We start from the raw sequence: 26893 nt of genomic DNA, 5'->3' as shown, positions 1-26893 counted from the left end.
GACCTCAAGTCGGCTTGAACTGACATGGTGGAGTGTGGCACCGAAGTTCCCGGCACGTAAAGGAGAACCCCATGGCTACCGAGACCGATGAGCAGAACACCCGCTGGAACGGCCGCTCCGGGCAGGTATGGGCACAGTCGCAAGGACTGCTGGACCAGGTGATGAAACCCCTGGAAGAGTTGCTGGTGCAACCGGTGCTCGCGGGGTCGGGCGCGCGGATTCTGGATGTGGGGTGCGGCGGCGGTGCCACCACTCTCGCCGCGGCACACCGGGTCGGTACCCCGGGTAGCTGTGTGGGCGTGGACATTTCCGCACCGATGATCGACGCGGCACGAGCACACGCCCAGGATTCGGATCTGCCGGTGAGTTTCCTGCTCGGTGACGCGCAAACCTATGTGTTCGAACCGGCGTCCTTCGATTTGATCATGTCCCGGTTCGGAGTGATGTTCTTCCCGGACCCGGTGGCCGCGTTCACGAACCTGCGGGCCGCGGCCCGCCCGGGTGCGGCATTGCGCATGCTGGTGTGGCGGGGCGTGCGGGAGAACCCGTTCATGACCACCGCCGAACGCGCCGCCGCGCCACTGCTGCCGAATCTGCTCGCACGCGAACCGAATCAGCCCGGCCAGTTCGCCTTCGCCGATGACCAGCGCGTGCGCACGATTCTCACCGAGAGCGGCTGGGGTGATATCCGCGTTCATCGCGCCGATGTGGAGTGCGTGATGCCCGAGGACGCGCTGATCCACTACTTCACCAATTTCGGCCCCGTCGGGCTGGCCCTCCCGGACACCGACGAGCAGACCCGCGCCCGGGTGATCGAGGTCGTGCGCGCGGCATTCGACCCGTTCGTGCACGGCGATCAGGTCCGCTACACCGCCGCCTGCTGGATGGTCGAAGCCCACGCCTGATCGCCGGCCCATCCTGGATCAGGATGGTTCTCGGATCGCTAGTTCGGTTGCGGCCGTGAGCTTCACGCCGTCGCGGGGGCCTGCTCTGAGAGAGGTTCGTGTACTCCGTCGGCGAGTGCGACCGCATACATGCGTTCGATGTCGGCGGCGTATTTGTCGGCGATGGGGTTGCGGCGCAGTTTCATGGTCAGGGTGACCTCATCGCCACCGGGTTCCCAGAAGGTGGGCAGGATGATGAACCTTTTCACCTGTTCCACGCGGGACAGGTGCGCGTTCCCGGCGGCGACACCGTGGGCGATCTCGGCGATGAGGTCGGGGTGCGCGGCGAGCGCGGCCGCGGAGGCGTCGGCCAGATTATGTTGTGCGGCATAGGGTTCGGTGGATTCGGCATCGAGCACGATGAGTGCGGTGTTGTAGGATCGCCGGTCGCCGATGGTGGCCAGGGCTCCGATGAGCGGGGTGGTGGCTTTGATGGTGTTCTCGATACTGGCCGGGGACATGTTCTTGCCACCGGAGTTGATGATGAGTTCCTTCTTGCGGTCCACCACCCGCAGGTAACCCCGGTCGTCCTGAGTGATGATGTCGCCGGTGGCCAGCCAGCCGTCCGCGTCGAGCGCGTCAGCGGTTTTTCCGGGCTCGCACCGATATTCACGCATCACCAAGGGCCCGCGCACCAGAAATTCGCCATCCTCGTCGATTCTGGATTCGAGTCCGGGCAACAGTTTTCCGACGGTCCCCAGCACCGCTTCGCCGGGCGGGCTGACGCTGGCGATACAGGTGAGTTCGGACATGCCCCACACTTCGGAGATGGCGATACCGAGCCCGAAGAAGAACCCGAGTGTTTCCGCGGGAATGGGCGCGGCGCCCGAGAGCGCCCACCGGAGTTGGTCGAGTCCGAGTTCGGCGCGTATCGCGGAGAGTACGAGTTCATCGGCTCTGGCCCATTCGGCGGCCTGCACATCATCGAGCGGCACTCCCGCCAACTCCGCTGCGGCTTTGCGTCCGGCGACCTCGAGGGCCCAGGTCAGCGCGGCCTTGCGAGCGGGATCGGTCTCATTGGCGACCGAAAACTCCACGCCCGCTTCGAGTTTCTCCCACACCCGCGGCACCGCACCCCAAATGGTGGGCCGCGCGTCGACGAGCGCGGCCCCCAATTGCGCCCGATCCGGCACGGTGGTGATCTGACTGCCGAAGAACTCGTGCAGATACAGGCTCGTAACCCGGTCCGCCATATGCGCGCTCGGCAGATACGAGGTGATCCGATCCCCGAATTCAACCGGCATCACCGAGGCGTACGCCCGACATTCGAAGGCCAGATTCGCGTGCGTGATCTCCACGCCTTTGGGATTGCCCGTGGTGCCGGAGGTGTAGCACAGGGTCACGATGTCCTGGGGTGTGACGGCCTGCCAGGTGGCGTCGAAATCGAAGTCGTGCCGCACCAGCGAGGTCAGTTGCGCCACCGTCAAAGTCCCGGGCACCGGGTGGTCCACGCACACGATGGTCTCGATCGGCACTCCCGAAGCACGAATCCGGTCCACGTATTTGGGCTTCACACAGCACAATACGATTCCGAGCATTCTCGAACACATACCTCAACTGTTGCGCACTGAGCGTGTTGTACACCGAGAACGAGGTCGCCCCGGCATGCTGCGCACCAATAGTGGCTATAGGTCCAGCGGCGTCTGATCGGCGGGCAGGTTCGGCACCGCGGGTTCCAACGCACCAACAAGGGCACCCACACCCGCCCCGATCGCCGAGCCGACCACGGCCGCAGGGATCGCGAACACTGCGGCACCAATGGCAGCGCCGATTACCGGTACGACTACCAAACCCGCTGGGAGGAAGGGGATGCCGGCAATGAAACCGGCGGCGGCACCGACCATTGCACCGGTGGAGGTCAACGGGCTGATCACGGCCCCCGCCACCAAATTGCCTACGAGTGCACCGACAAGAGCGTCGGCGGCCATGCGGTCCGACCGCGTCGGCGCGAATCCGAGCGAGTCGAATCCCTGGGCCAAAATGGCCTCCGTCTGCCCGTATGAGTCGTTGATTCCTGCGGTCAGCCCAGGATCGACCCAGTCCGGCCGTCCGATCGAAACCGAGCCGATACGAATGGTCCCGTCTTGCGCCTGGATCGGCGCGACGGGCAGGGCGAGGGCAGTTGGCAGGTGCAGACTGGACGGGTCGACCGGCGCGAGGCTGCCATCAGGCACAGGCCGCTTGCCACTCATATCGTTGCGGCTGGTCGCCGTTGGCGGATTGCTCGCTTCCGCCAAGGCCGGGGAGATCTCGAACAGCGTCATCGACAACGGAACCGCCGCGAGGACGAAGAACGATCGAGCACACCCGAATCGCCTGGTCGAACAACCCACATGCCGTGCTGCCATGAATGACCTCTCTTTCGAATTGTGATGAATTGCGTAACAGACTCAAACCGACACGCCGTCCGGATACTCCAGAACTGCCTGCGCCGATCCGCCGTGCCTTGATCCCGCTCGGCTTCGCGGCCCGCCAGGCCAGTTTCCCGAACAGAGCCGGTCTTGCTCGATGACGGCATGACCGATTCGGTGGAGTCGACCGCGGTTGACCGACCCTTCTGCTGAGTCCGAATGTCTTCTCCTGAGTACGAATGCGCACGACTACAGTTCCATGAGCTTCGATTCGGACGGCATCACGTAACGGCGGAGCTGGCCCGGTCTGCTGTGGCGGGCCTTGCTCATGAGTTCATCCACGTCGATGCCCGAGGCAGCAAGATGGGCCAAACCCGAGTCACGAAGGTGATGCAGTCTCCATCCGGTACCGAGTCCGTCCACCGCAGTTACGCTGTCGAGCAGATATCTGGCCTGGTCATACGACAGCCTCGCCAGACCAGTGTGAGGACACAGATCACCGCAGCCCACGAACTTGCCCGCGCGGGGCCGACGGTGCGTGACGAATACCGGGCCCTGCGTCCGGTCCCGCAGTAACCGAGGAAGGAACTGGTCGGTCATCGGCCCCCAATGCACTGTCGCCTCCACGAGGCGGCCACTGCCGTTACCCGACCGTCGCGACTGCACTCGGCAGCTACGCTCCACCAGGTCGAGGTGTTCGATATCGGCCTGAAGTAGTTCGCGGGGGCGAGCGCACGTCTCGTAGATCATCCACCACAGAGTCTTCTCGCGCAGGTGGATTGCCTCACGGGCGGTGAGACTTTCGATCGCCACTCGCGAAAGCACAGTCACAGTCACAGTCACCGGCTCGGGCGAAGGTTTCACTCTGGACAGGTCTGCCGGCACCGTAGGTACTGTCCAGCCCCGCTCGCGGCACCAACTCAACCAGCAGAGTACTGCCGCGCGACGCGCGTTCCAGGTACTACTCCTCGCCGCCGACCATAACGAAACCATGGCCTGACCGATTTCCTCGGGGGTAACCGACGCCAGGAGACGATTCGTTCCATAGGTGTCGGCCGGACCGTGGTTTTCGACCCACTCGACCGTCCGGAGTATTGCAATACGGTAGGCGCGGAAGGTGTTGAACGAGTCGATCGAGCACAGGAACTGCTCCGCAGCTTCCCTCGCGGTACACGCCGGACGCAGGTCTGAGCACATCTCCATCGATGGCGCCGTCATAGTGGGCCGTTCCATATAGTCGAAGAATTCGCAAACCTCCAGGGCGTGCAACCCCTATCAGCAGGAGCGGGAAAGTAATCACCGATCCGCGCCGGCAAATGACCGCGCGTGACCGCAGACGCGACCTGTTTGTCGGTGAGAGGGGTCGCGCCGAATGCTTGAAACCGCCACCTACCACCCGAACCATCAGGTTCCCATCCTGTCGGGTCTATCAGGTAGACACGGCTGACCCTCCGGTCGACCACGACGATCGCATACCGTGCGTCGTGTCGGACATTCGACCCCACACGCCACCATCCGCGGTCATTCTCATATCGATCGTTATCGAGGCACAAGGCATCTGTCCACGGTTGTGAAAGGACGATAAGCGATGCCCTGGTGGTTTCGTCGCGACGCCACCGCTCGTAGGCCTCGGTTCGGCTGACTCCCGTCACCGATGCGATATCACCGAGGTCCGCCGAGTGGTCCAGTGCGCATTCGACTGCGGCTGCGATCCACCCTTGAATTTCTCCCGACAACACACTACAGACGTGCAGGAGGCTCAATTGAAACTCTCTGACAGCGACCGAGTCCAGAAGGCCGCTGTCGGACCGATCCCCTGTCCCAGGTCCGCCGCTGAGGCGTTCAGCCATGCCGACGGCGACTTCGAAAGACGCTCTCGATAGCTGCAACCTCTCACTGGGTCGCAATTCCCTAGCGAACCGATCACACCCGACTCGAGGACTAATCTCCAGGTGACTCATAGGGCGAGGATATAGCGGAGAGGTTGCGCCTACGCGTGTTTTGCCGCAGCGATTCTCCTAAAAAATCTTAAGTCCATTTTGAGAGAAAAGCGTCATATGGCCATATTTTGAGTCGACTTTGGATGAAAATTTGCACCTTTTGTTCGATTTTAAAGTCCATCTCGCCCGATTGGTCGCTTTCGTGCCATCGGACCCCTATTTTACCGAAGCGCTAACACTGCAACTCGCGGTGGCGATCCACGGTCCATGCTCATCGAAGGCGCTAAGACGAATTGTTTCGAGTCGTACAACGATCCTGCATCCCGCAAGAATCGGCCGGCATCGGCGATGGTCGATGTCGCTGGCGTAGAGTTTCGCGGCAAGGTCGCCACAGCTGTAGCTCGTTATCTGGAAATGAATAGATTGAGTGGTCCGCAACTAGTTGTTCCCGGGGCAGGCAACCTGATCATTCACCTCGCAGTCGGTGCCAACAGAGCACCGTCTGCGGTTGCGTATCTCCAGGGATACGCCGCCAACATCCACTACGACCTTCTCGCATTCGGGCCGGACGACGGATGGGTGGCTCGTCCGGGCATTCGTGACTGGATTCCGCCGATCGTTCTTCTCGCCGCTGCCACACGAGCGGTACTGCTGGCGCCCTGAACACCGGCGAGACTGTCTCCGCACACCCCCGAACAGACCTCTGGGCTCTGAGTCCTCGTGGAAACAAACCAACTGCCCGCAATTCGCCCCGCGATACTTCCTGTGCGCCATTCGGCCGGCGCCTGCGGCTCTGTCGTAGCGCCCGATTGCGACTCGTCCGCCCCTCACGCCGCTGAGCCGACCGAGGCGGTTACTCCAGGGATCGGAGCCGTGAGGTCAGTGTCACCAAATTGTCGCGTGCAGTCCGGGACCGTTCCTCGGATGCCACCGATTCCAGTAGCGGCCACCGGATTTCGCCAGCGGCGGCCGCGGCGGCGACTGCACGGGCGAACGCGGGCCAGCCCTCATCGACCGGAGTCAGGTGTGGCTCTCGCAGGAGTTCGAGCACAGCGATTTCGAGGTGCAACGCAGTCGTCGGACCGACTGGGGCGTCGGTACGGCCGACGGGGGACCGGTCAGCCTTCCGGGGCCGGGGAGACATGCGCTTCCGCCACATGGTGAACCGCTGCGTGGCTTCGACCAGAACACAGGAGAATTGCAGCTGGCCCAGCGAGAACAGCAACACCAGAAACACCAGAAACACCAGCAACATACGTCACAGTGACGCAACTGACCCTTGAATTAATATGCGCACCCATGAATAAAACCCGGCCCAGCACCCAAGCTTTCCCGGATTCACGCCCGATGCCGAAGCACTCTCCTCCTTGGTGGATTACTCTCAACTTTTCCTGGACCGAACAAAATCGCCTGTCGCACAAGATCATCAACCCCTTCCGCCCAGCGCCGTAAAACTACCGATAATCGACATTATGTAAAGTTACGGTCTGGGAGGTGCGCCCGCCGGAGTTGGCCTCCGCACCCCCACCGGCCTACTGATGCCAATAGTTGGTGGGGCCTGCGGCTTTGACGGCGGCTTCGGCGGCGGGGGCCAGCCATTGTTTGGCGGTGGGGTCGGTGGTGAGGTTGAGGTAGAGGGCGGTGGATTTGTAGATGTAGCGGTGGGAGGTGGAGCCCCAGGCGGTGCGGGTGGCGGAGCCGGCGTCGTTGTCGCAGAGGGTGGTGCCGGGGCCTGAGGTGGGGCACCAGATGGTCCAGTCTTGGGTTCGGCCCTTCATGGTGTTGTAGAGGGTGGTGGCTTCGGCGGTGGTGGGCAGGGCTATGACGTTGAGGGAGACCAGGATTTGGTTGGACTGGTCCAGGTAGGAGCCCGCTACCTGGTGGGTGCAGTGGTAGCTGGTGAGGATTTGTTTGACGTTCTGGGACATGCCCTGGGTGATGCAGTCCTTCACTCCCCCTGCGCGGCGGGTGTATTCGACATTCCGGGCATCCCGGAAGCTGGGCGGGAGCAGGGCGTCGGCGGTGAAGGGGGTGGTGTCGGTGCCTGCCACGTCCAGAATCGCGGGGTCGAAAGCCGGTGTGGTCGGGGTGGGGGTCACGGCTTCGGTGGTGCCGGGGTCGCCCGCGCGCAGGGCAATGAGCGCTATGACGGCGATCAGACCTGCCACGGCCAGCAGGATTCCGGCTACGCGGCCACCGGAGTGCTTGGGCGGCTGCGGGAATGCGCCGGTACGCAAGGGCGGCGGGGCGGGCCGATCGATGATCTTGAGCATGTCGGTGCGGTAGGCGGCGGCGTCGGCGGTCAGGAACGCGGCTTTCAAACCGCTCAGCCAGTGCTGGGCGCTGGGTTTGTGTTCGGGGGCGGCGGTGTCGGCGCGTTCGAAGAGCAGGCGCAGCCCGATGTCGAGGTCTTCGGGAATCCCAGGGGCCAGGAACAATCCGCAGCGGATGAGGTTGGCCAGTGCGAGTCTGCCGCTGTATTCGTCGGCGCCGAGCGCGGGTCGCAGCCCATCGCAGTCGATCAGGTGCGCTCGCGGTTGCGCGCGACTCCAGGCCAGGTTCCGCTCGTCGATGCCGGGGAGCGCCAAATAGCGTTCCTCGAGCACGAGGAAGACATCGCAGACCCGAATCAGTACTCCGACACGGAAATACGCTTCGGCGGGGTGCTCCCCCACGAGTTGTTCCAGGGTCAGCGCCGTCCCGTCGGTGTCCAGGAATTCGGCGGGAATCAGCGGCAGTATCACCCCGGTCAGGGCACGGTCCCGCATGATCAGGTCGATGGGCCAGTTGATGGAGGCCGCGGCCCATTCCCGTGATTCGGGCTCGGCTTCGGCGGCGAGCACGATCTCGCGCCCCAGAAGCAGTGCCTGTTCGGCGAATCCGAGCAGATCCGGTTCATCGACCGGTGTCTGGTACTCCTTGTATATGCGCTCGCGTCCATCGCGGTCGCGGCATCGGCGCAGTCCACCGCCGATCCCGATGTCCCCCAGCGCGATCTCGTAGACCTCACCGGATTCCCCGGTCACCGAATACTGGGACACAGCCGGGCACCCCTCTGCTTCGGCGGCCCCTGCACCGCCATCCTACGGCGAGTCGAACTGTGCCATACCTGGCAAATCGGGTCTAGTCGGGACGCTGCGGCCAGGCGATATCGGCGACCAGACCGTAGTGATCACTGGCCAGGGGCCCGGTGAGCGATTCGTGAAAGGCCAAGTCGGTGTTCAGGATTCGACCCGCTCCCCCGGGCCGCAGAAAAGGATCACCGACCAGGAGGTAGTCGATGCGCTGCGCGGGCACGTTCAGGAACCGCGCTTGCGGATTGGTGAGCGGGTCCAGGGTGTACCCAGCCTCGGTGGGACGCAGCGTCGCCCAGCCGTCGACGTAATAGGTACTGCGGCCCTCGATCACGGCATTGGCGTTGAGATACCGCATTTCATCCGATTGCGGTTTGGCGTTGAAGTCACCGCAGAGAATGGCGGGCATCGCGGTGGCGGGGTCCCAGGTGGCGCGGATCGCCTCGTCGATGGCCAGCACCTGCCGCACCCGGTGATACGCCTGCGCGGGCGGTGGCGCCAGATGCGTACTGTAGGCGTCGATTCCGGCGGTGTGCGCGTGCAGCAGCTCGGCCTGCATGCGATAGGACGGATGCGGGTCCGCGGGTGCGAGATCCACCGGTAGCGCGAACACCCTGTGCCGCTCGATGGGCCAGCGACTCAGAATCGCGGAACCGAACAGCAGGCTCCGGTCCGCCCATGCCTCCTCTGGCAGTGGATACCCGCCGAAGCACCAGTGCCAGCGCCCGGGTGCGGCATGGTCGGCGAGCCAGCCCGCGGTATTGGTGCCGGGCCCGGTCTCCCAGACCTCCTGCAGGCACACCACATCCGGGTCGAGGCGTTCGAGCCAGGCCAGGATTTCCAGCCGCCGCCGATCCCAGTGCGGTTCCAGCAGGGAGCCCATATTGAGCTGCGCGACTCGCAACATCTTACCGTCGGACATGCTTTCCCCGCATTTCCTCACTCGCCCAATGGAATCCATCGAACCCTGAAACTGTAACGTGTTCTACCCTGGCAGGGTGGACATCACCTACGAGAACACCCAGCGCGAAGTCCGAACAGACCAGGGGGTCATCCGCTACCACGAAGCCGGTGACGGCCCACCCCTGCTCCTGCTCCACGGCTCCGGAATCGGCGTCAGCGGCTGGCGCAATTATCGCGGAAACCTCGCCGTCTTCGCCGAGCACTTCCACTGCTACGTCATCGAATTCCCCGGCTTCGGCATCAGCGACCCCGTCCCCGGCGCACACCCGGTACTGGCCGCCGTCGACTCCGTCATCCGCTTCATGGATGCCCTGGGCATCGACAATGCCCCACTCGTCGGCAACTCCATGGGCGGCGTCGTCGCGGTCAATGTCGCGGTGAAACACCCCGACCGCATCAGCAAGATCATCTCCATCGGTGGTGTCGGCACCGGCATATTCAGCGCCAACCCCAGCGAAGGCACCCGCCTGCTCCAGGAATTCGCCGACTCCCCCAGCCGCGAAGCGTTGATCCGCTGGCTCAACTGCATGGTCTACGACCCCAAAACAGTCACCCAAGACATCATCGACGAACGCTGGGACCTGGCCAACAACCCCGAATCCCAGCAGGCCCTCAAAGCCATGTACGGATCCGAATCATTCGCGCTACAACAACAATTCATGGCCAACTCCCCCACCCCGCCCTACTGGGCCATGCTGCACAAGGTCAAATGCCCGACCCTGCTCGCCTGGGGCAAAGACGACCGGCAATGCCCACCCGACATGGCCATGATGCCGCTGCGCCTCATCCCCGACTCCGAACTCCACATCTTCCCCAAATGCGGGCACTGGGTCATGATCGAAGCCAAACAAGCCTTCGAACGCGTCAGCCTCGAATTCCTGCGCCGCTGAAACAAACCTGTGGTGCGGGCCCACCGACCCGCACCACGGTCACCACACCAGCGTCTCGTGCGGCGTACGCACCCGCGCGAAGAACCGCCGACCGATCGCGGCACCCTCATGGTTGTAGCTGTTCAGCAAATCCACCAGCTCATCGGCCAACTGCCGCAACTGCGGACTCACCCCCTCCGCACCACCCCACTCCGCCGGCACACCCTCGATGGTGATCTCGATACTGTTCTCCTGCGGCAAACCCACCACCGAATAGGTGATCTCCGCCGGAGCATCCCGAATAGCATCCGCCACGCGCAGCTCACTCGTCTGCGGCGCATCCGCGAAAACCACACGCACAAAAGCGATATCGTCACGAATCAACTCCGCGATCGACTCCAAATCCGCATGCTTACCCACCCGCGTATACCGCGGGCCATAACTGCGCTCATCACCCGCGGCCCGCACATCCGGCTTGGACATAATGCGATCCAGCATGCGCTGAGCCGCCGCCCGCTCATCCGCACCCGTCCCCGGATGCTCGATCAACGCCCGCAGATGCGCCACCCGCGACATATCAGCGCGGCCCGAACACGGTCGCATGACACGCGGTCAACAACGCCACGAACTCCTGCGCCGTCGCCTCATCCAACACCGCCCACACCAGAGCGATCAACTCATCGGTCAACGCCTCCGCCTGCATCCACCGCCCCTTCAACTCCGGCGTGATCTCCCCGAACGGCTCCGGCCAACCATAAAACCGCGCCTGATCCGGACCTGAACTCAACGGCGAACCCGCGATCAACACCGCATCCCGCGGCGCCAAACCAGCCGCCCGTACCGCCATCAAATGCAAACCACCGCGTAACTCCCGCAAAGCATGAATCAAATGCATAATCCGCGCCGGCGCATCCTCCGCCTGCGGTAGCGCCCGCCACCCCGCGAACAACACCACCCCCGCCGGATCCGCCGCCGACACAACCGTATCCAATAGCTCCGCCAACCGCTCCGAATCCGCGAACGACGCCAGCCTGCGACGACCGAAATCCTGACACGCCTGCAAATAGCCCTGGGCCGCCTTCGCCGCCGGCACCTCCGCCGTCGCCTCCCACGCCACCCGCACCGAATCCGCCGGGAAGAAACCGAACGCCGCGGTCACCACATCGGCATCCACATCACCCAGCACCCCACCCCGGCCCCGCGTATACCCCTGCATGAACCCCTGCGCGCCGAGACCAGCCGCGAACGCCTTCGCCTCCCGGGAGAACATGAACCCCCCGCCGATCTGCTGAATCTGATCCTTCACCGCGGACGCCACCGACATGTCCGTTCCTCTCTGAGCGGAAAGCGCAATCCCCCGAGACTATTTCACCGCCTCGCAGCAGCCCCGCTCCCCCCACCACCAACCGCCGAAATATTCGTGGCTGCACAAGAATTCGATAATCGCTACCCTGGGCAGGCAACGAAAGGTGTTGCCAGCATGACCGCCCCACGCAGAACCGTCACCGCCTCCGACGTGCGCGAAATCCTCAACTACTTCGGCAAATGCCCACTCTGCGGCTACCCCGCCCGCGCCTCCACCTACACCGCGCGATTCGACGACGGCAGCACCGAAGAACAAATCGTCGCCACCTGCGGACTACCCTGCGGATGGAACGGCCCCGCCGACCCCACCACCATGACCGGCACCGAACCCGTACCCAAACCGAGCCGGAAACCCCTGCCGCCCAACGTACCTCAGCTCACACCTCGACCTGACCGAGCGACCGGCCAGATGCGCTAACCTTCTCGCGGTGCTAGGACATTCACACGCCACCAGTGGCGCGCTCGCCTGGTCAGCGGCCGCCGCAGCGCTACCGCTCACCGTATTGACCTATCCCGCAATGCAATCCGGAAATATCAGGGCAGTCGACCTGGTGATGGGTACCTTCCTCACCGCCGGCGCCGCCCTGCTGCCCGACGCGGACCACCCCTCGGGCACCATTTCCCATGTGCTGGGCCCGGTTTCGCACTACGCCTGCAAAGGCATCTCCGCCATCTCCGGCGGACACCGCCACGGCACCCACTCCTTCGCCTTCGTCGCCCTCATCACCTACGGCACCTGGGCCGGCGAACACTGGATCGGGCGCAACTTCACCCTCGCGCTCGTGTTCTTCCTACTCGCTCTCGCCGTACGCGCCCTCAACCTCGCACCCACCGGCGACAACGTCAAAGCCTGGGGCACCGTGGTAATCCTCGCCGCCTGCGGCGCATTCGCCATCGACCACTGGATCAGCGACAAACCCGCCTGGCTGCCCTTCTCCGTCGGACTCGGCGCCTTCGCACACCTGATCGGCGACTGCCTCACCGACCGCGGCTGCCGACTGCTCTGGCCCCTCAAAATCCGCACCCGCGTACCCATCATCGACCACACCGGCAACAAGATGGAGACCCTCGTCCTCGTCCCCCTCTTCGCGCTCGGCACCCTCGCACTGCTCTTCTACACCATCACCCACCAGCCCTGAGCCCTCGTATGATCGCCTGAACGGCAGACAGGCAGACAAAGGAGCCGAGAATGAGCGATCGGGAAGAACTCAGCTGGGAACTATTCGGCACCGCCGGACGCGAACTGGCCCAAACCATCGCCGACGACGGCTACGAACCCGACCTCATCCTCTCCATCGCCCGCGGCGGCCTCTTCGTCGCCGGATCCCTCGGCTACGCCCTCGACGTCAAGAACCTGCACGTCATGAACGTCGAGTTCTACACCGGCGTCGACCAACGCCTCGACCTGCCCGTCATGCTGCCGCCCGTACCCAGCGTCGTCGACCTCACCGGCGCGAAAGTCCTTGTCGCCGACGACGTCGCCGACACCGGCGCGACCCTCAAACTCGTCCGCGACTTCTGCGAAGACCATGTCGCCGAAGTACGTTGCGCGGTCATCTACCAGAAGCCGCGATCAGAGGTCGACTGCGAATACGTGTGGAAGCACACCGACCGGTGGATCAACTTCCCGTGGTCGGTGCAACCGCCTGTCGTCAAACGAGAAGTGCGCGTCCTCGACGCCTGACCGCTGACCCCACACAGCACGACGCCCCGGATTCGACTCTCGAATCCGGGGCGTTCTTGTTCAGCGGGAAGGTGTCAGACCAGCTCGGCCGAGAGGATGGTGACGGCCTCGACCGGCACATCCTGGTGCCCGGCCTTGGAGCCGGTACGCACGCCCTCGATCGCGTCGACGACGGCGGTGCCGTCCACGATCTTGCCGAAAACGGTGTAGCCCCAGCCGTCCTGGCCCGGGTAGTTCAGGAAATCATTGTTCTTGGAGTTGAGGAAGAACTGCGCGCTCGCCGAATGCGGATCCATCGTGCGCGCCATGGCGATCGTGTACTTGTCGTTCTTGAGACCGTTGTTCGCCTCGTTCTCCACCTTGTTGGGAGCGGGCTTCTGCTGCATGTCGGCGGTGAAGCCGCCACCCTGCACCATGAAACCCGGGATCACCCGGTGGAAGATCGTATCGGTGTAGTGGCCCGCCTTGACGTAGTCGACGAAGTTCGCGACTGTCTTCGGCGCCTTGGCCTCGTCGAGTTCCAGGGTGATATCCCCGGCGGAGGTCTTCAGGAGCACTTTGGTCATGGCGACCATCGTATGGGAGCGCCGAATCGGGCGACCGCCCGGCATCCTTCGCTGCGGTTCAACGGGATTGGAGTGCAGGTGAGGTTCCGTTGTCCGCGAGTTCATGTTTCTTTTGAAATAGCAGGCCATGCGTAGATGCGCATATTTCCATTATCTAACACTTCTACCCATTCCGGAGGAGGTGTCGAGCTCACGCTTCGTACAGCTCCAGCGGCAAATCATCCGGATCGAAGAAGAAGCCGAACCGCTTCCCCGTGTACTCATCGATCCGCACCTTCTCCACCACCACTCCCCTATCCGCAAGCTCGGCCAGCGCCTCCCCCACATCCGCCACCACGAAAGCCAGGTGCCGCAGACCGATCGCCTCCGGCCGCGACGGCCGCGGCGGTGCGCCCGGGAACGAGAACAACTCGATCTGCCCGCCATCCGGTAGTGCCAGATCCAGCTTGTACGAACGCCTTTCGGCCCGATAGTTCTCGGCGAGCACCTTCAACCCGAGCACCTCGGTATAGAACGCCTTCGACTTCGCATAGTCCGAGGCGATCACCGCGACGTGATGTATCCGCTGCAACTCCACACGCCCGACGCTAGCCCACCCCACCGACAACACCCCGCAGCCACTCTCCCTCTCCTCAAGGCAGGTTTTTATTCGTTTGGCTTCCTCTTGCCGGACTGCGACACACTGTGCTTTCACATTCGAAGATGCGCATATTTCCATGTTCACATGAAATACACTGCCGGATCCCGACCTGCTCACGATGGCGGGCGGCTCGACAAACCCCTACCGCCGACTTCCGCACACCCCCCGTCGACTCACCCCGCCCCAGGTCCAATCACTTCCCAGCCGGTCATTGCGCGAAAAGGTGCACATATTGGACGCATGACCAGTATGGTTTGGTGCACCATGCGCGGCCGTCGGGGACGTGCTGGATCGTCCTGGAGGATGCACTGGAATGAGACGCTCTCGACTGGTCTGCACGCTCTTGTCTGCGATCGCCATCACCGTTGCCGGGTCCAGCATGGTTGGTGCGGTACCGACCGGCAGTGGTGGATCCGGGAGTTCGAGTGGATCGGGGTCGGGGAGCGCGAGTGGGTCCGGGTCCGGTAGTGCGGGCAATGCCCCCGCCACAGTGCCGGCCTTGGGTTCGGGCTTCATGTGGGGCGTGGCCATGGCCGGATTCCAGTCCGAAGGCCATGCGCCGGACAGTAATTGGAGTCGCTACGCGAAGTCGGGGAAGGCGCGCGACACATATGGCGATTCGGTGGACTTCTATACCCGCTACGCAGACGATATCGATCTGGCGGCCGGTCTCGGGGTGAAGGTGTATCGGCTCAGCATCGAGTGGGCTCGGGTGCAACCGCAGCCGGATGTGTGGGACGAGAACAACTTCCGCTTCTACGACAATGTCGTCGAGAAGATCCGCGCGGCCGGAATGCGGCCGATGCTGACCCTCGACCACTGGGCGATTCCCGGCTGGGAACTCGACCGCGGCGGTTGGAAGAGCAAGAACATGGTCTCGGATTGGCTGGCGAATATGCGGCGAGTGGTGGACCGCTACGCCTCGTACAACCCGCTGTGGGTGACCATCAATGAGCCGATGGGCTATGTCGCGCAGTCGATCGAGATCGGCGATATCGGGGTGCTCGACGCGCTGCCGATGTTCGACCGGCTGGTGCAGGCGCACAGCGCGATCTACGACTACATCCATCAGCGGCAGCCGGGCGCGCAGGTGACCAGCAATATCGCGCAGTATCCGATAATTCAGGACCTGACCGACATGCTGTTCGCGGATCGAGTGCACGGCAAGCTGGACTACGTCGGCCTCGACTTCTATTACGGTGCGTCACTGTCGAATCCGCCGACCACGGCGCTGCTGGGTGACGAATTGTGGAAGAACGCGATCGAACCCGAGGGCATCTATTACGACCTGCGCACCTACGCCGAGAAGTTCCCGGGGCTTCCGCTGTATGTGGTGGAGAACGGTATGCCGACCGACAGCGGGCTGCCGCGCGCTGACGGTTACGACCGGGCGGATCATTTGCGGGACACGGTCTACTGGATTCAGCGTGCGAAGGCCGATGGCATCGATGTGATCGGCTACAACTACTGGAGTCTGACCGACAATTACGAGTGGGGCAGCTACGCACCGCGTTTCGGCCTCTACACGGTCGATGTGAAGACGGACCCGACGCTGACCCGCCGCCCGACCGATGCGGTCGCGGCATTCCGGAGCATCACCGCGGTGAACGGGGTGCCCGCCGACTACCGGCCCACCCGTGAGCCTGCCGTGTGCTCGATCGTCCTTCCGTTCGACAGCTGCCTGCGCCCCGTATCGGTCCCGTGAGTACGCGCTAGCCCCTGAGGGCGGCGGCCGCGGCGGCGAGCAGCATCCCGCGATACGAGCCGCCGAACAGCACCACGTGCACGAACAGCGGGTGCAGCTGATGCAGCGAAATCCGTTGCCGCCAGCCCGAGCTCAGGGGCATCTGTTCGTGGTACGCGGCGACAATGCGGTCGAGGTGTGGTGCGCCGAAGAGGGCGAGCATGGCCAGATCGGTTTCGCGGTGTCCGCCGTGCGCGGCGGGATCGATGAGTACGGCTCGGTCGGCGGTCCAGAGCAGGTTTCCGGACCAGAGGTCGCCGTGGATGCGGCTCGGTGGCTCCGCTGGTCCGGCGAGGTCGTCGATGCGGCGTATGACCTCTTCGATCAGGCGTACTCCCGCTCGGCCCAGAGTTGGTGCCGCTGCGGGCAGGTAGGGGGCGAGTCGCCGTTCGGCGTACCAGCTCCCCCAATCCCCCGTGCCAGGTGTGTTGTCCAGTGGGAGGGTGGCGACGTATCCGGGCCAGGGTGCGCCGTATGTCGCCGGTGTACGGGCGTGCATTTCGGCGAGGTCGTGGCCGAATTTTTCGGCGACGGGCGCGGTCGCGGATTCGGTTGTCAGCCAGGGCAGTACGAGCATTGTCGGGTCGGCGGCGAGTACCGGGGGTACAAGGTCGACGTCGGCCTCGCTCAGCCAGCGCAGACCTGCCGCTTCTGCTCGGAGTGCTCCCGATGCCGTGGGTGATTCGTATTGCGAATCAGGGTTTGCGGTGGTGGGCTCGGAGTCCTCCGGCTGCGGCTCGAGGCTTCGCGTTGTCGGTTCGGCGGCATCGGGTAGCGCTTTGACGAAAACCTCGCGCCCGTCGGCGAGTTCGGCTCGGTACAGCGTCCAGGCGTGGCTGTGGCCGAGGCGTTCGAGGTGCGTGATCGGGGCACCTGTCAGGCGGGTCAGGTGCGCGGTCACGTCCATGGGGTTTGATTCTGGCCGATGCGCGCGGATGGGGAGGGTCAGTCAGCGGGGATGGCGATCCGGGCGCGTAGGAGGGTGGCGGTGGCGGCGTCGGCGGGGAAGAAGGCTTCGATGGCGAGTTCGGCGACGGTCACGTTCATGGGGGTGCCGAAGACCGTGGTGACGCTGATGAAGGCGAGGTCGTGACCGTCGTAGCGGAAGCGCATGGGCACAACGGCTTGGTCGGGTTCGGGTAGGCCGGGTGCTTCTTCGCCGCCGGGGTAGGCGCGCAGTTCGGCCAGCAGGGCGATCAGTTCGGGGGCGCCGCTGACGTCGATTTGGCGTTGGAGTCGTTCGAAGAGGTGTCCGCGCCATTCGGCGAGGTTGATGATGCGGCTTGCGAGCCCGTCGGGGTGCAGGCTGAGGCGGAGTACGTTCACCGGTGGTGCGAGCAGTCGCGGGTCGACTCCTTCGAGGAAGAGTGCGATTCCGGCGTTGGCGTCGACCATGTTCCAGCCCGCGTCGACGGCGAGTGCCGGGTGTGGTTCGTGTCCGGCGAGGATTTGCCGGATGGCGTTGCGTACGGGTTCCATGGCGGGTGTGTCCAGCTCCGGTTCGGTGTAGACGGGTGCGTACCCGGCCGCGAGGAGCATCCGATTGCGTTCGCGCAGTGGGATTTCCAGTTCGTCGGACAGGTGCAGGATCATCTGCCGGCTGGGTGTGGCGCGCCCGGTTTCGATGAAGCTGAGGTGTCTGGTGGAGGTTTCGGCCCGTCCGGCCAGCTCCAGTTGGCTGAGCCGTCGAGTGACTCGCCAGTGCCGCAGCAGGTCTCCGGCCGTCTGTGTACGCATACCCAGATCGTACGAATCCCGCTCCCCCGTAACCATTACCCGTCAGGTAATGCGCGCTGTCCGTCGCAGCTCGAGCGGGGCTACAGCTGGCGGATGATGCGGGCGGGATTGCCTGCGGCGAAGACCTTCTCGGGTAGGTCGCGGGTGACGACGCTGCCCGCACCCACCACGGTGTCGGCGCCGATGGTCACTCCGGGGCAGACGATGACACCACCGCCGAGCCAGGCATTGTCACCGATGGTGATGGGTGTGGCGGTTTCCCAGCGTTGCCTGCGCAGTTCGTGATCTTCCATGGGGTGCAGGGCGGTGAGCAGTTGCGCGCGGGGGCCGATGGATACGTCATTGCCGATGGTGATCGGTGCGCAATCCATGAGGATCGCGTCATAGTTGAGGATGCGGCGGTTGCGCGGCTGACGGCCGGGCGCGCCGGGAATCGCCGCCGGATCGCTCAGGGTCCGGGTGTGCCCGGTACGGTCGAGGTCGGCAGCTGCGCTGGATCCGATCACCGGAGGTGGCAGGCATGGTGGCTTCGACCGTCGACGAGTACATCGCGGGATTCCCCGCCGATGTCCGGCAGGTGCTCGAACAGGTTCGCGAAACCATTCACGGGGTTCTCCCCGACGGCACCGAGACGATCAGCTATGAGGTGCCCACGGTGCGGGTCGGCGCAAAGGCCGTCGTGTACTTCGCCGGGTGGAACAAGCACATCAGCGTGTACCCCGTGCCCGCGGGCGATGCTGACTACATACAGGCGATCGCGCCGTATCAGGCGGGCAAGGGGACGTTGAAGTTCCTGCTGGACAAGCCGATTCCCTATGAGCTGATCGGGCGGACCGCCGCACTGCTGGCAGCACAGCGCGGCGGTCACTGAGTTAGTGGGCTCGGGCGCGGGAGAGATTCCAGCCCTGCCAGGTGTCATCGTGCTCCAGGTTCATCGCACTGCGGATCTGCTCGCGCCGTATCAGCGGCAGCCGGTCCAGGGCGGGCAGGATATCGGTGGACAGGCCGCTGAGATATCCGCTGTCCAGGGATTTACCCGCCTGCCAGCGGTCGATATTGCGGTCGGCGACAAGACGTTCCGGGTTCACCACCGCCAGCACCAGCAGGGTCATCGCCGCGGCGCCGATGGCCGCGCGGGGCACCCACTCCCGGCGCAGCCGCACCAGCCCGGCCAGCACCAGCAGGTACACCAGAGCGATCCAGAGTTCGAATACCTCCACCAGCACGCGCAGCACCGTGAATCCGTACGCCTGCTGATAGGTCCACATGCGCTGTAGCGCCGAGGCCACGATCACCAGTGTCAGCACGCTGACCGCGGTGACAGCGATGCGCAGCCACAGGCGATCCTTCGGCTCGTGTTGCGCCGCCCAGCGTTGCACCAGCGCGATCACCAGCAGCGCGAGCATGCTCACCATCGACAATTGCCAGAAGCCACTGCGCGCGTACTCCGCATAGGTGAGATCGGCGGTGCGCTGCACATATCCGTCCCCACCGAACAATACGGCCAACTGGGTTCCCAGGAAGATCGCGAACAATACCGTCAGCGCCCCCATCGGCAGTCCCCACTCGGCTCGCGACAGTCGCCGAACACTGTGCACGCCACCGGATTCCGTCCCTGTGATGGCCTGATCGAGCAAGCCGCCCACCATCGATTCCGCTCCGGCCGGTGGCGGTGGCCCGGCCAGCACATACAGCGCCCCCGCCACTCCCGACCCCGCGACCACGAACACGAATCCCCACAACCACAGATCCCGCCCGTGTAGCGAGGGCACCACCTCCGATACCAGTCGCGCGAACACCGCATCGGCCCCCACCAGCAATGGCACGAACACCAGCAGCAAGCCCATGGTGGCCAGTACCGACCACCACACTCGCCGACTCGCCCTGCCCCGAGCCGACTCCGCCTGCCCCGCCCACCGGTACAACCAGGGCACCGAGGTCACTGCCCCGAACGGCACCGACAGCACATCGAAGAACAACCCGTACGCGGACCGCTGCCCCACCACCGCGAGTGATCCGGCCATCCCCGCCCCCAGCAGACATACGATGAACAGCCACGGCGCGGCCCGAAATGCCCCTACCGCGACCAACGCCATAGCCAACGCGACCCACCACTGCCTCGAAAACCGGGCGATGAGCGACGAGAAGCGTTCGAGCACAGCCGAATTCGCGACTTCGCTAGAGCGTACGACCCCGTCGTCGACCACCTCCCCACGGCGGCGTGCGGTGCGATCCACGGCATAGACCGCACCTCCGGAGGCAAGGGCCGCGAACAACCATCCGATCCCCGGTCGATCCACCGGAACGAATACCGCCGCCGCCAACCCCGCTACCCCGATCGCGGTGAACGTCCCACGCGGCATGGGTATCAGCGCGGACCTCGGCGGGATACGCACGGGATGAGCACTCCTCGGATACGGCTGAGCGCCCGGCCACGCGCCCGAAGCCGGTGCGCCGCCGGACAGCACCCCGTCTGAGCTGCCGGCCGTCACCCACTCCGGACCGTCGGCGATCGCCACCGAACCCATCGGCTCGGCCTCCGAGCTCCTGGCGGCCGGCTGTTCCGGATCGCCCGCGATCGCTGATGAAGGTGACGGGCGGGCAGCCACCTGCGCCGCAGTCGGATCATCTGACGGAACCTGTTGGGTGGCAGCAGCATTCACTGTCGTTGCGGATGTGGCAGCCGGATCCGGGCCGGGTTGTTCGATCGGCAGCGGATCCGGGGTGGGATCGGCGGATGTGGGTGTGTCGGGCATACGAAACCTCCGAGGTGCGTGCGGGACCGTCCCGGGGCGCGTCGAGCGGCCGGGCCGGAGTGCGAAATGGGCTACGTGCGAAATGGAGTGGTGCGGAGACGAACCCGTGTGTGAGGAAGGGTCAGGGGTTGGGGAGGGTGAGGCGGATTCGGGAGCCGGGGGCGGCGACGGCGATGGTGCCGCCGTGCAGGTCGACTATCCAGCGGGCGATGGCCAGGCCCAGGCCGGTGCCGCCGCTATTGGTGCGGCCGCCCCGGGTGAAGCGTTCGAAGGCGTGCGCGCGTTCGGCGAGTGGGATGCCCGGGCCGTCGTCTTCGACCTCGATGACGGTGTGTTCGCGCAGCGGGTGGGCGGTGACGCGGACTTCACCCCGGGCGGGGCCGTGCCGGGTGGCGTTATCGCACAGATTGAGCAGGACCTGGTGCAGGCGGGCGCGGTCGGCGTGGACGGTGAGTCCGGGGGTGGTGGTGATGGTGAAGCGGACGGGGCGATCCACCGCGGCGGCCATCACCTCGGCTTCGGCGACAACCTCTTTCAACAGCGGCTCCAGCGGCAGGGTCTCCCGGTCCAGGGCGACCGCGCCCGCCTCCACACTCGACAGAGCGAGCAATTCGGTGACCAGCAGGCTCAAGCGTTCGGTCTGGGCGAGCGCGGTGCGCAGGGTCGCCGGGTCGGGTTCGGCCACACCATCGACCAGGTTCTCCAGCACCACGCCCAAAGCCGTTATGGGAGTGCGCAATTCGTGCGACACATTGGCGATGAAATCGCGGCGCTGCTGATCGGCGGCGGCCAGGTCGGCGGCCATCTGATTGAACGCCTCCGCCAACTGACCCACCTCGTCCCGGGAGGTGGCGCGCACCCGGCGCGAATAGTCGCCCTGCGCCATACGTTTGGCGGCCGCGGTCATCTCCCGCAGCGGCAGCGTCATACCGTGCGCCAGCACCTGGGACAGCACCAGCGCCAGCAGCATGGCCGCGATCGTGGTGCGCGGCGGCAGCCAGCCGATCCGTAATGCGAAGAACGCGAATGCCACCGTCCCCGAGGCCACCATCAGAATCGCGAGCTTCAATTTGATCGAACGCATTCGATCCAGCGGCCGCGGTAACCGCGCCGCCACCCGATTCGCCAGCACCCGCACCGACTCCACCCCGGTCATCGAACCCTCCCGCTCGATCCCACTCATCGAATCCGCCCGGCCCGCGTCGTCGTCCTGTCGCCGCGGCGTGCCACGCCCTCATCCCCCGCGATGATGCCCGCGCCCCCGAACGAGACCGCCGCACTTTCGAATGAATCGACCACATCACGCATTGAGACGACCGAATCCCTCTGTGCGACCATCGCTTCCCCCGTTGCGGCGCGCGCATCCCACTTCCCGAAGGCCGTACCCCCGGAAGGACCGGCGAGTGTGCAGTCAGGGCGGTATCTGCGGCGATTTTCCGCCCTGGCTGCACACTCGCGAGCGGTGTGGGTGCTCATCGCGCCTCCAGGGCGTAGCCGACGCCGTGCACGGTGCGGATGAGGTCCGCGCCGAGTTTGCGGCGCAGCGCCTTGACGTGGCTGTCCACGGCGCGGGTACCCGACGCGTCGGGCCACCCCCAGATCTCCGACAGCAGCCGATCGCGGGCCAGGACGGCGCGGGGGCGGCGAGCCAGGTGCACCAGGAGCTCGAATTCCAGTGGGGTGAGCTGGGTTTCGGCTTCGGCCCGCCAGACCCGGCGCTGATCGATATCGATGCGCAGATCACCGACGATGATCGTCACGCCGGGGGTGGCGGTGCGTTCGACCCGGCGCAGCAGCGCGTGAATGCGGGCGGTCAGCACACGTAGCGAGAACGGCTTCGTCAGATAGTCGTCCGCGCCCACCCCCAGTCCGATCAGCACATCGGTCTCATCGGTGCGGGCGGTGAGCATAAGTACCGGCACCGGCCGGCGCGCCTGAATCCGCCGGCACACCTCCAGCCCGTCGAAACCGGGCAGCATCACGTCGAGGACCACCAGATCCGGCAGCAACGCCTCGGCCGCAATCACCGCCGCCGGACCGTCATGCGCCAGATCCACGGTGAAGCCCTCCGCGCGCAGCCGCACGGCAATGGATTCGGCGATGGTCGGTTCATCCTCGACCACGAGAATCCGCCGCGCACTCCCCTGCTGGCTCAATTCCATGCTGGTGACATTAGGCAGTCCGCGTGGAGATGGTTCGCGCCGCTTGTGAAGATCCTGTGGAGACCCCAGCCACTTCCGCCCCGCACCCGGCCGAAACGATGGCACTACCTCGACCCGCATTCACGAAACCGGAGGCGGTGCCGACGCTCTGCACCGCCGTGTACTCGGACATCACGGGCGGAGGTGCCGGGCCGGGCTGGGCGGCGGGGTGGATACGACCGGCCGTAGTATGACCGGGTGCAATCACCGACGGATCACACCGCGCGCCTGCGTGGCGCTGCCGTCGGAGCAGCCTCGGGGGCGGTCGCGATCTTCGCGCATGGGCTCGGCGGGGGTGGCATGGCACCGGATGGGTCAGCGCTGGCGCTGCTGTTCGCGGTGTGTGCGGTGATCGGGGTGGTGGTCGCGTCGGTGCGGCCACGCTATGGGGTGGCCTCGGTGATGGGGATGTTGGCCGCCGGGCAAGGGATCGGGCATATCGCCCTGTCCATGTCGATGGGCCATCATCATCACGCGATGTCACCGAGCATGCTGGTCGCGCATCTGGTGGCGATTCCGTTCGGGGCGTTGGCTATTCGCGCCGCCGAAGCCGGAATGCGGCGGGCGATCACCAGTGTGCGGAGATTCATTCTCGCGCTCGGGATCACAGCGGTTCCGGCGCAGCGGCCCGCACGCACCACATCGGTCGATGAACGAGCGGCGGTTCGGCTGCTGCTCGTGAGTCCGGCCATCGCGCGGCGCGGGCCACCCGAGCGGACGCGAATTCCCGCTCATCTCGTCCCGGCGTAGTCGCACGGCGTTTCATCGCTTCCCGCTTTGCCGCATAGCGCGTCGAGGTTCCAAGGCCCAGTCGCACAACGTGTCGCTGTTGCCGACGGCGTCATCGCGCAGCCTCGCGCTGTTGCACGGCGTCTCGTGATTCCAGGTGCGGTATGCCCGGCGTTTCATGGTGGAACCGCCGCGCGTGCACGCCAGAATCGGCTGTGCACCGTCTCAGGTAGTCGTGACAGCTGTCTCGCCGAGCGCGTTCCATTCGCGCGCTTGCCGGCGCTTCGGGTCGAGGTCCTCTCGTCTTCCCTTATCGATCGGAGTTTTTGGTGTCCGTTTCTTTCGCAGGCCGCGCGCCTCGTATTGCCCGCCGCCTCACCGCTATTGCCGCTCTCTCGGCGATGGCTGTCTTTCCTGTTGCCTGTTCGTCCGATTCCGGGTCGGGTTCGACCTCGGGTAAGGCCGCGGACAAGGTGACCATGAGCGATCAGTGGATCAAGGCCGCGGACAGTGGCATGTCCGCGGCGTTCGGGACGCTCAATAATGCGAGCGATCAGCCCGTGCAGTTGGTGGCCGCGTCCAGTCCGGCGTCGGCGCGGGTGGAGATCCACGAGGTGGTCGCCGATGCCGCGGGTGGAGATAAGACCATGCGGCCCAAGGAGGGTGGACTGACCATTCCCGCACACGGGTCGTGGACACTCAAGCCGGGTGCCGAGCATTTGATGTTCATGGATTTGACGCAGCCGCTGCGCACCGGGTCCGAGACGACACTGAACCTGGTGTTCTCCGACGGGTCCAGCACCACCATCACCGCGCAGGTGCGTGACTTCGCCGGCGGTAAGGAGAATTACGCCCCTACCACCGGCGCCAATGCCGCGCACGGTGGCTGAGCGGGCACAGCCGCGCTCGACCGGGGTATCACGGCGGCGACTGCTCGGTGGCGGGGCCGCCGCGGCGGGCGTCGCCGGTGCGGCCGGAATCGGCTGGGGCGCGGCCACTCTCAGCCATCGTGACCATGAGCGCGATCCCGGACTCGATACGGTGCCGTTCCACGGTCCGCATCAGGCCGGGATCGATACCGATCCACCGCAGGCGGCGGCGTTCGTCGGGTTCGATCTGAAACCGGGTCTGGACCGCGAGGACATTATCGGTCTGCTCAAAATCTGGACCGATGACGCGGCCCGGCTCACCCAGGGCAAACCCGCGCTCGCCGATACCGAACCGGAATTGGCCCTGCGCCCGGCCCGGCTCACCGTAACCGTCGGCTTCGGACCGGAGCTGTTCACCGTGGCCGGACTCGGCGACGCGCGACCATCCTGGCTGAAACAGTTGCCGCCCTTCACCATCGACCAGTTGGACCCGGCCTACACCGGAGCGGATCTGCTGCTGCAGATCTGCGCCACGGAGGCCACCACCGTCTCGCATGCGGTACGCGTGCTGTCCAAGCATGTGAAATCGCTGGTGCAGGTGCGGTGGGTGCAGCACGGATTCCGCAATGCCCCCAAAGGGCAAACCATGCGCAATCTCATGGGGCAGGTCGACGGCACCGTCAATATCGCACCGGGCACAACCGATTTCGATCGACTTATCTGGGACGACGGCACCACCCAGCCGTGGCTGGCGGGTGGCACCTCCCTGGTGCTGCGCCGCATTGCCATGAAGCTCGACTCCTGGGACGAGCTCGATGCCGACGGACGCGCCATCACCCTCGGACGGCACGATTCGAACGGCGCACCCCTGTCCGGCACACAGGAATTCGACGAACCGGATTTCACCGAGGTCGACCGGTACGGCATCCCGGTGATTCCGCCGTCCTCGCATATCGCCCGCGCACACCGCGCGCACGACAATGAGCGATTCCTGCGCCGCGGCTACAACTACGACGACGCGCCCGCACCCGGGCACGTCTCGAATTCGGGATTGCTGTTCGTGGCCTGCCAGCGCGATGTCGATGCCCAGTATCTGCCGGTGCAGGCGCGACTCGCCGAGTTCGACGCATTGAATCAATGGACAACACCGGTCGGTTCCGCTGTCTTCGTGATTCCGCCCGGCGTCCCGGCGCCGGGCGGATATCTGGGACAGCAACTGTTCGACGCGGCCATACGGCAGCGCTGAATCAATCGCCGTGCGGCCGCGTCGAATCGGCCGCGCAGTGACCATTGCTCAACCCGGCCCGGCCGGACCGTGCACGAGGGGCGGTCCGGCCGGGTCCTAGGGTGTCCCGCATGACCGTCCTGCGTTCGATCGCCCTGTTCGCGCTGGCCGCCGTCGCCGAAATCGGTGGGGCCTGGCTCATTTGGCAGGGGGTGCGCGAGCATCGCGGCTGGGCCTGGATGGGCGCGGGGGTAATCGCGCTCGGATGCTATGGCTTCGTGGCCACACTGCAACCAGACGCTAATTTCGGGCGAATCCTGGCGGCCTATGGCGGGGTGTTCGTGGCGGGCTCACTGCTGTGGGGCATGGCCCTGGACGGCTTCCGGCCGGACCGCTGGGATGTGCTCGGCGCGTTGATCTGTCTGATCGGTGTCGCGGTCATCATGTACGCGCCTCGCTCCACGTGAAACATGCTTTGACCTGGGCGCATTCACGCATTACGCGCAAAAGTGCACTCCGCGAAGAAAATTCGAGTTCGCGCAGGTCCGGGCGTTTTCATCGATCACGGCACGCGGATCCGTTCAGCGCGTTGGCAATCCGAGCAGCAGATCGATCAGGGAGCGCGCGGTGGGAATCGCGGATTCGTCGCCGAGGCGCGCCGCGGTATTGGCCGCGGACACGAGCGCGTCGAGCTGGAATGCCAACGCGTGCGGGTCATGTCCGGTCGCGTACCCCTGCTCCTGGGCGCGACCGATCTCCTTCTCCAGCAAGCCGAACCAATCCTGGCGATCGGCCACCAGAGCATCGCGTACCGGGCCGGGCCGGCTGTCGAATTCCGGTAGTCCCGCAACCCGGAAGCAACCCCCCGGCAGGACCGGTGCGCCGATATAGGCGAACCAGTTGTCCATGAGTGCGCGCAACCGCGCCATGCCCTTGGGTTCGGGCAGCGCGGGCCGCACCACATGATCGATGAAGACCTCGCGCGCCGATTCGACGGCAGCCAGTTGCAGATTCTCCTTGGTGCCGAAGAGCGTCGCGACGCCACTCTTACTCACCCCGAGATCGCTCGCGAGGCGGCCCAGGCTCAAACCCGTCAGCCCCTCCACGGAGGCGACATCGGCGGCATGGCGGGCGATGGTGGCGCGGGCTCGCGCGCCCTTCAGCAGACGTTGATCGGAAATCTGCTGCTCAGCAGGGTGCATCGGGTCGGCCATCCTTCCAGTCTCGCATTATCTG

Annotated in this window: 26 protein-coding genes and 2 pseudogenes; 12 read left to right on the top strand and 16 right to left on the bottom strand. The window is 65.1% G+C overall.

What is annotated here, in order from left to right:
- Positions 1 to 71: 71 nt before the first annotated feature.
- Complete coding sequence (locus GFY24_RS22545; RefSeq protein WP_153807063.1) at positions 72 to 905, top strand: class I SAM-dependent methyltransferase; 834 nt, start codon at positions 72 to 74, stop codon at positions 903 to 905.
- A 62-nt stretch (positions 906 to 967) separates the two neighbouring features.
- On the opposite strand, the pseudogene GFY24_RS22540 reads toward GFY24_RS22545, so the two are convergent.
- From GFY24_RS22540 to GFY24_RS22535, 3 genes and pseudogenes are all read right to left on the bottom strand, one after another.
- A pseudogene (locus tag GFY24_RS22540) lies at positions 968 to 2564 on the bottom strand (AMP-binding protein); the annotation flags it as partial.
- Positions 2565 to 2569: 5 nt separating this feature from the next.
- Complete coding sequence (locus tag GFY24_RS43790) at positions 2570 to 3208, bottom strand: glycine zipper family protein (RefSeq protein ID WP_194852980.1); 639 nt, start codon at positions 3206 to 3208, stop codon at positions 2570 to 2572.
- 336 nt (positions 3209 to 3544) lie between these two features.
- On the bottom strand, positions 3545 to 4108 hold the full coding sequence (locus GFY24_RS22535) for a site-specific integrase (protein ID WP_309231190.1): 564 nt from the start codon (positions 4106 to 4108) through the stop codon (positions 3545 to 3547).
- Between the two features lie 1394 nt (positions 4109 to 5502).
- Here GFY24_RS22535 and GFY24_RS22530 point away from each other — a divergent pair.
- Entirely contained in the window at positions 5503 to 5898 is a 396-nt protein-coding gene (locus tag GFY24_RS22530; RefSeq protein ID WP_153807062.1) for a hypothetical protein, read from the top strand.
- A gap of 869 nt (positions 5899 to 6767) precedes the next feature.
- Here the strand turns inward: GFY24_RS22530 and GFY24_RS22525 are convergent.
- Together GFY24_RS22525 and GFY24_RS22520 are read right to left on the bottom strand one after the other, a co-directional pair.
- Entirely contained in the window at positions 6768 to 8276 is a 1509-nt protein-coding gene (locus GFY24_RS22525; protein WP_153807061.1) for a hypothetical protein, read from the bottom strand.
- An 82-nt stretch (positions 8277 to 8358) separates the two neighbouring features.
- On the bottom strand, positions 8359 to 9231 hold the full coding sequence (locus GFY24_RS22520; RefSeq protein WP_194852979.1) for an endonuclease/exonuclease/phosphatase family protein: 873 nt from the start codon (positions 9229 to 9231) through the stop codon (positions 8359 to 8361).
- Between the two features lie 76 nt (positions 9232 to 9307).
- On the opposite strand from GFY24_RS22520, the gene GFY24_RS22515 reads away from it, so the two are divergent.
- A complete protein-coding gene (locus tag GFY24_RS22515; protein ID WP_309231189.1) occupies positions 9308 to 10162 on the top strand; it encodes an alpha/beta hydrolase in 855 nt (284 codons plus the stop codon).
- Positions 10163 to 10201: 39 nt separating this feature from the next.
- On the opposite strand, the gene GFY24_RS22510 is transcribed toward GFY24_RS22515, so the two are convergent.
- Positions 10202 to 10717, bottom strand: coding sequence for a hypothetical protein (locus GFY24_RS22510; protein WP_228566559.1), 516 nt, complete (start codon positions 10715 to 10717; stop codon positions 10202 to 10204).
- Between the two features lies 1 nt (position 10718).
- Positions 10719 to 11465 (bottom strand): hypothetical protein, encoded by a 747-nt coding sequence (locus GFY24_RS22505; protein WP_153807058.1) that lies wholly within the window; start codon positions 11463 to 11465, stop codon positions 10719 to 10721.
- A 156-nt stretch (positions 11466 to 11621) separates the two neighbouring features.
- Here GFY24_RS22505 and GFY24_RS22500 point away from each other — a divergent pair, with 156 nt between their 5' ends.
- Genes GFY24_RS22500 through GFY24_RS22490 form a run of 3 tightly spaced genes read left to right on the top strand, consistent with a single transcriptional unit; the run spans position 11622 to position 13190 of the window.
- Positions 11622 to 11924 carry a hypothetical protein gene (locus GFY24_RS22500; protein WP_153807057.1) on the top strand — a complete coding sequence of 101 codons (303 nt, stop codon included), beginning with the start codon at positions 11622 to 11624 and terminating at the stop codon, positions 11922 to 11924.
- Positions 11925 to 11934: 10 nt separating this feature from the next.
- Positions 11935 to 12645: a metal-dependent hydrolase gene (locus GFY24_RS22495; protein WP_309231188.1), complete on the top strand. Its 711-nt coding sequence runs from the start codon at positions 11935 to 11937 to the stop codon at positions 12643 to 12645.
- 50 nt (positions 12646 to 12695) lie between these two features.
- The gene (locus GFY24_RS22490; RefSeq protein WP_153807055.1) at positions 12696 to 13190 is read left to right on the top strand and encodes a phosphoribosyltransferase; all 495 of its coding nucleotides are present in this window, start codon (positions 12696 to 12698) and stop codon (positions 13188 to 13190) included.
- A 74-nt stretch (positions 13191 to 13264) separates the two neighbouring features.
- On the opposite strand, the gene GFY24_RS22485 is transcribed toward GFY24_RS22490, so the two are convergent.
- Positions 13265 to 13756 carry a peptidylprolyl isomerase gene (locus GFY24_RS22485; protein WP_153807054.1) on the bottom strand — a complete coding sequence of 164 codons (492 nt, stop codon included), beginning with the start codon at positions 13754 to 13756 and terminating at the stop codon, positions 13265 to 13267.
- 190 nt (positions 13757 to 13946) lie between these two features.
- Entirely contained in the window at positions 13947 to 14333 is a 387-nt protein-coding gene (locus GFY24_RS22480; RefSeq protein ID WP_309231187.1) for a VOC family protein, read from the bottom strand.
- 376 nt (positions 14334 to 14709) lie between these two features.
- Here GFY24_RS22480 and GFY24_RS22475 point away from each other — a divergent pair, with 376 nt between their 5' ends.
- Entirely contained in the window at positions 14710 to 16101 is a 1392-nt protein-coding gene (locus GFY24_RS22475) for a family 1 glycosylhydrolase (protein ID WP_153807052.1), read from the top strand.
- Positions 16102 to 16108: 7 nt separating this feature from the next.
- On the opposite strand, the gene GFY24_RS22470 is transcribed toward GFY24_RS22475, so the two are convergent.
- The 3 genes and pseudogenes from GFY24_RS22470 to GFY24_RS22460 form a co-directional block, all read right to left on the bottom strand.
- Positions 16109 to 17047, bottom strand: coding sequence for a fructosamine kinase family protein (locus GFY24_RS22470; RefSeq protein ID WP_153807051.1), 939 nt, complete (start codon positions 17045 to 17047; stop codon positions 16109 to 16111).
- Positions 17048 to 17085: 38 nt separating this feature from the next.
- The gene (locus GFY24_RS22465) at positions 17086 to 17877 is read right to left on the bottom strand and encodes a helix-turn-helix domain-containing protein (protein ID WP_153807050.1); all 792 of its coding nucleotides are present in this window, start codon (positions 17875 to 17877) and stop codon (positions 17086 to 17088) included.
- Between the two features lie 80 nt (positions 17878 to 17957).
- Positions 17958 to 18269 (bottom strand): annotated as a pseudogene (locus GFY24_RS22460) (DapH/DapD/GlmU-related protein); the annotation flags it as partial.
- 128 nt (positions 18270 to 18397) lie between these two features.
- Between GFY24_RS22460 and GFY24_RS22455 the strand changes: the two are divergent.
- Positions 18398 to 18748: an iron chaperone gene (locus GFY24_RS22455; RefSeq protein WP_153807049.1), complete on the top strand. Its 351-nt coding sequence runs from the start codon at positions 18398 to 18400 to the stop codon at positions 18746 to 18748.
- A gap of 1 nt (position 18749) precedes the next feature.
- Here the strand turns inward: GFY24_RS22455 and GFY24_RS22450 are convergent, their stop codons facing one another.
- The 3 genes from GFY24_RS22450 to GFY24_RS22440 form a co-directional block, all read right to left on the bottom strand.
- On the bottom strand, positions 18750 to 20633 hold the full coding sequence (locus tag GFY24_RS22450; protein WP_228566558.1) for a DUF4153 domain-containing protein: 1884 nt from the start codon (positions 20631 to 20633) through the stop codon (positions 18750 to 18752).
- Positions 20634 to 20754: 121 nt separating this feature from the next.
- Positions 20755 to 21789 carry an ATP-binding protein gene (locus GFY24_RS22445; RefSeq protein ID WP_153807164.1) on the bottom strand — a complete coding sequence of 345 codons (1035 nt, stop codon included), beginning with the start codon at positions 21787 to 21789 and terminating at the stop codon, positions 20755 to 20757.
- 316 nt (positions 21790 to 22105) lie between these two features.
- Positions 22106 to 22795, bottom strand: coding sequence for a response regulator transcription factor (locus GFY24_RS22440; RefSeq protein ID WP_194852978.1), 690 nt, complete (start codon positions 22793 to 22795; stop codon positions 22106 to 22108).
- Between the two features lie 237 nt (positions 22796 to 23032).
- Here GFY24_RS22440 and GFY24_RS22435 point away from each other — a divergent pair, with 237 nt between their 5' ends.
- The 4 genes from GFY24_RS22435 to GFY24_RS22420 all read left to right on the top strand — a co-directional run bounded on the left by GFY24_RS22435 (position 23033) and on the right by GFY24_RS22420 (position 26124).
- Positions 23033 to 23584: a hypothetical protein gene (locus GFY24_RS22435; RefSeq protein ID WP_194852977.1), complete on the top strand. Its 552-nt coding sequence runs from the start codon at positions 23033 to 23035 to the stop codon at positions 23582 to 23584.
- Positions 23585 to 23964: 380 nt separating this feature from the next.
- Entirely contained in the window at positions 23965 to 24453 is a 489-nt protein-coding gene (locus tag GFY24_RS22430) for a copper chaperone PCu(A)C (RefSeq protein ID WP_153807162.1), read from the top strand.
- A complete protein-coding gene (locus GFY24_RS22425; RefSeq protein WP_153807048.1) occupies positions 24434 to 25678 on the top strand; it encodes a Dyp-type peroxidase in 1245 nt (414 codons plus the stop codon). Before GFY24_RS22430 ends, GFY24_RS22425 begins: the two co-directional genes overlap by 20 nt.
- A 110-nt stretch (positions 25679 to 25788) precedes the next feature.
- Positions 25789 to 26124, top strand: a complete 336-nt coding sequence (locus GFY24_RS22420) for a YnfA family protein (RefSeq protein ID WP_153807047.1) — start codon at positions 25789 to 25791, stop codon at positions 26122 to 26124.
- 114 nt (positions 26125 to 26238) lie between these two features.
- Here GFY24_RS22420 and GFY24_RS22415 read toward each other — a convergent pair whose 3' ends face one another.
- A complete protein-coding gene (locus GFY24_RS22415; RefSeq protein ID WP_153807046.1) occupies positions 26239 to 26871 on the bottom strand; it encodes a TetR/AcrR family transcriptional regulator in 633 nt (210 codons plus the stop codon).
- Positions 26872 to 26893: the final 22 nt, after the last annotated feature.

Source organism: Nocardia sp. SYP-A9097 (genome assembly GCF_009649815.1).
Classification (GTDB): Bacteria; Actinomycetota; Actinomycetes; order Mycobacteriales; family Mycobacteriaceae; genus Nocardia.
Note: the sequence above shows the minus strand (reverse complement) of the source record. Positions and strands in the feature narration are given on the sequence as shown.

Excerpts from the sequence above, each read along its gene's own strand:
- GFY24_RS22505 (WP_153807058.1), bottom strand. The coding sequence starts at position 11,465 with ATGTCGGTGGCGTCCGCGGTGAAGGATCAGATTCAGCAGATCGGCGGG.
- GFY24_RS22445 (WP_153807164.1), bottom strand. The coding sequence starts at position 21,789 with ATGACCGGGGTGGAGTCGGTGCGGGTGCTGGCGAATCGGGTGGCGGCG.
- GFY24_RS22545 (WP_153807063.1), top strand. The coding sequence starts at position 72 with ATGGCTACCGAGACCGATGAGCAGAACACCCGCTGGAACGGCCGCTCC.
- GFY24_RS22530 (WP_153807062.1), top strand. The coding sequence starts at position 5,503 with ATGCTCATCGAAGGCGCTAAGACGAATTGTTTCGAGTCGTACAACGAT.
- GFY24_RS22425 (WP_153807048.1), top strand. The coding sequence starts at position 24,434 with ATGCCGCGCACGGTGGCTGAGCGGGCACAGCCGCGCTCGACCGGGGTA.
- GFY24_RS22415 (WP_153807046.1), bottom strand. The coding sequence starts at position 26,871 with ATGGCCGACCCGATGCACCCTGCTGAGCAGCAGATTTCCGATCAACGT.
- GFY24_RS22455 (WP_153807049.1), top strand. The coding sequence starts at position 18,398 with ATGGTGGCTTCGACCGTCGACGAGTACATCGCGGGATTCCCCGCCGAT.
- GFY24_RS22440 (WP_194852978.1), bottom strand. The coding sequence starts at position 22,795 with ATGGAATTGAGCCAGCAGGGGAGTGCGCGGCGGATTCTCGTGGTCGAG.
- GFY24_RS22490 (WP_153807055.1), top strand. The coding sequence starts at position 12,696 with ATGAGCGATCGGGAAGAACTCAGCTGGGAACTATTCGGCACCGCCGGA.
- GFY24_RS22485 (WP_153807054.1), bottom strand. The coding sequence starts at position 13,756 with ATGACCAAAGTGCTCCTGAAGACCTCCGCCGGGGATATCACCCTGGAA.
- GFY24_RS22465 (WP_153807050.1), bottom strand. The coding sequence starts at position 17,877 with ATGCGTACACAGACGGCCGGAGACCTGCTGCGGCACTGGCGAGTCACT.
- GFY24_RS22520 (WP_194852979.1), bottom strand. The coding sequence starts at position 9,231 with ATGTCCGACGGTAAGATGTTGCGAGTCGCGCAGCTCAATATGGGCTCC.
- GFY24_RS22475 (WP_153807052.1), top strand. The coding sequence starts at position 14,710 with ATGAGACGCTCTCGACTGGTCTGCACGCTCTTGTCTGCGATCGCCATC.
- GFY24_RS22420 (WP_153807047.1), top strand. The coding sequence starts at position 25,789 with ATGACCGTCCTGCGTTCGATCGCCCTGTTCGCGCTGGCCGCCGTCGCC.
- GFY24_RS22510 (WP_228566559.1), bottom strand. The coding sequence starts at position 10,717 with ATGTCGCGGGTGGCGCATCTGCGGGCGTTGATCGAGCATCCGGGGACG.
- GFY24_RS22500 (WP_153807057.1), top strand. The coding sequence starts at position 11,622 with ATGACCGCCCCACGCAGAACCGTCACCGCCTCCGACGTGCGCGAAATC.
- GFY24_RS22450 (WP_228566558.1), bottom strand. The coding sequence starts at position 20,633 with ATGCCCGACACACCCACATCCGCCGATCCCACCCCGGATCCGCTGCCG.
- GFY24_RS43790 (WP_194852980.1), bottom strand. The coding sequence starts at position 3,208 with ATGACGCTGTTCGAGATCTCCCCGGCCTTGGCGGAAGCGAGCAATCCG.
- GFY24_RS22470 (WP_153807051.1), bottom strand. The coding sequence starts at position 17,047 with ATGGACGTGACCGCGCACCTGACCCGCCTGACAGGTGCCCCGATCACG.
- GFY24_RS22430 (WP_153807162.1), top strand. The coding sequence starts at position 23,965 with ATGGCTGTCTTTCCTGTTGCCTGTTCGTCCGATTCCGGGTCGGGTTCG.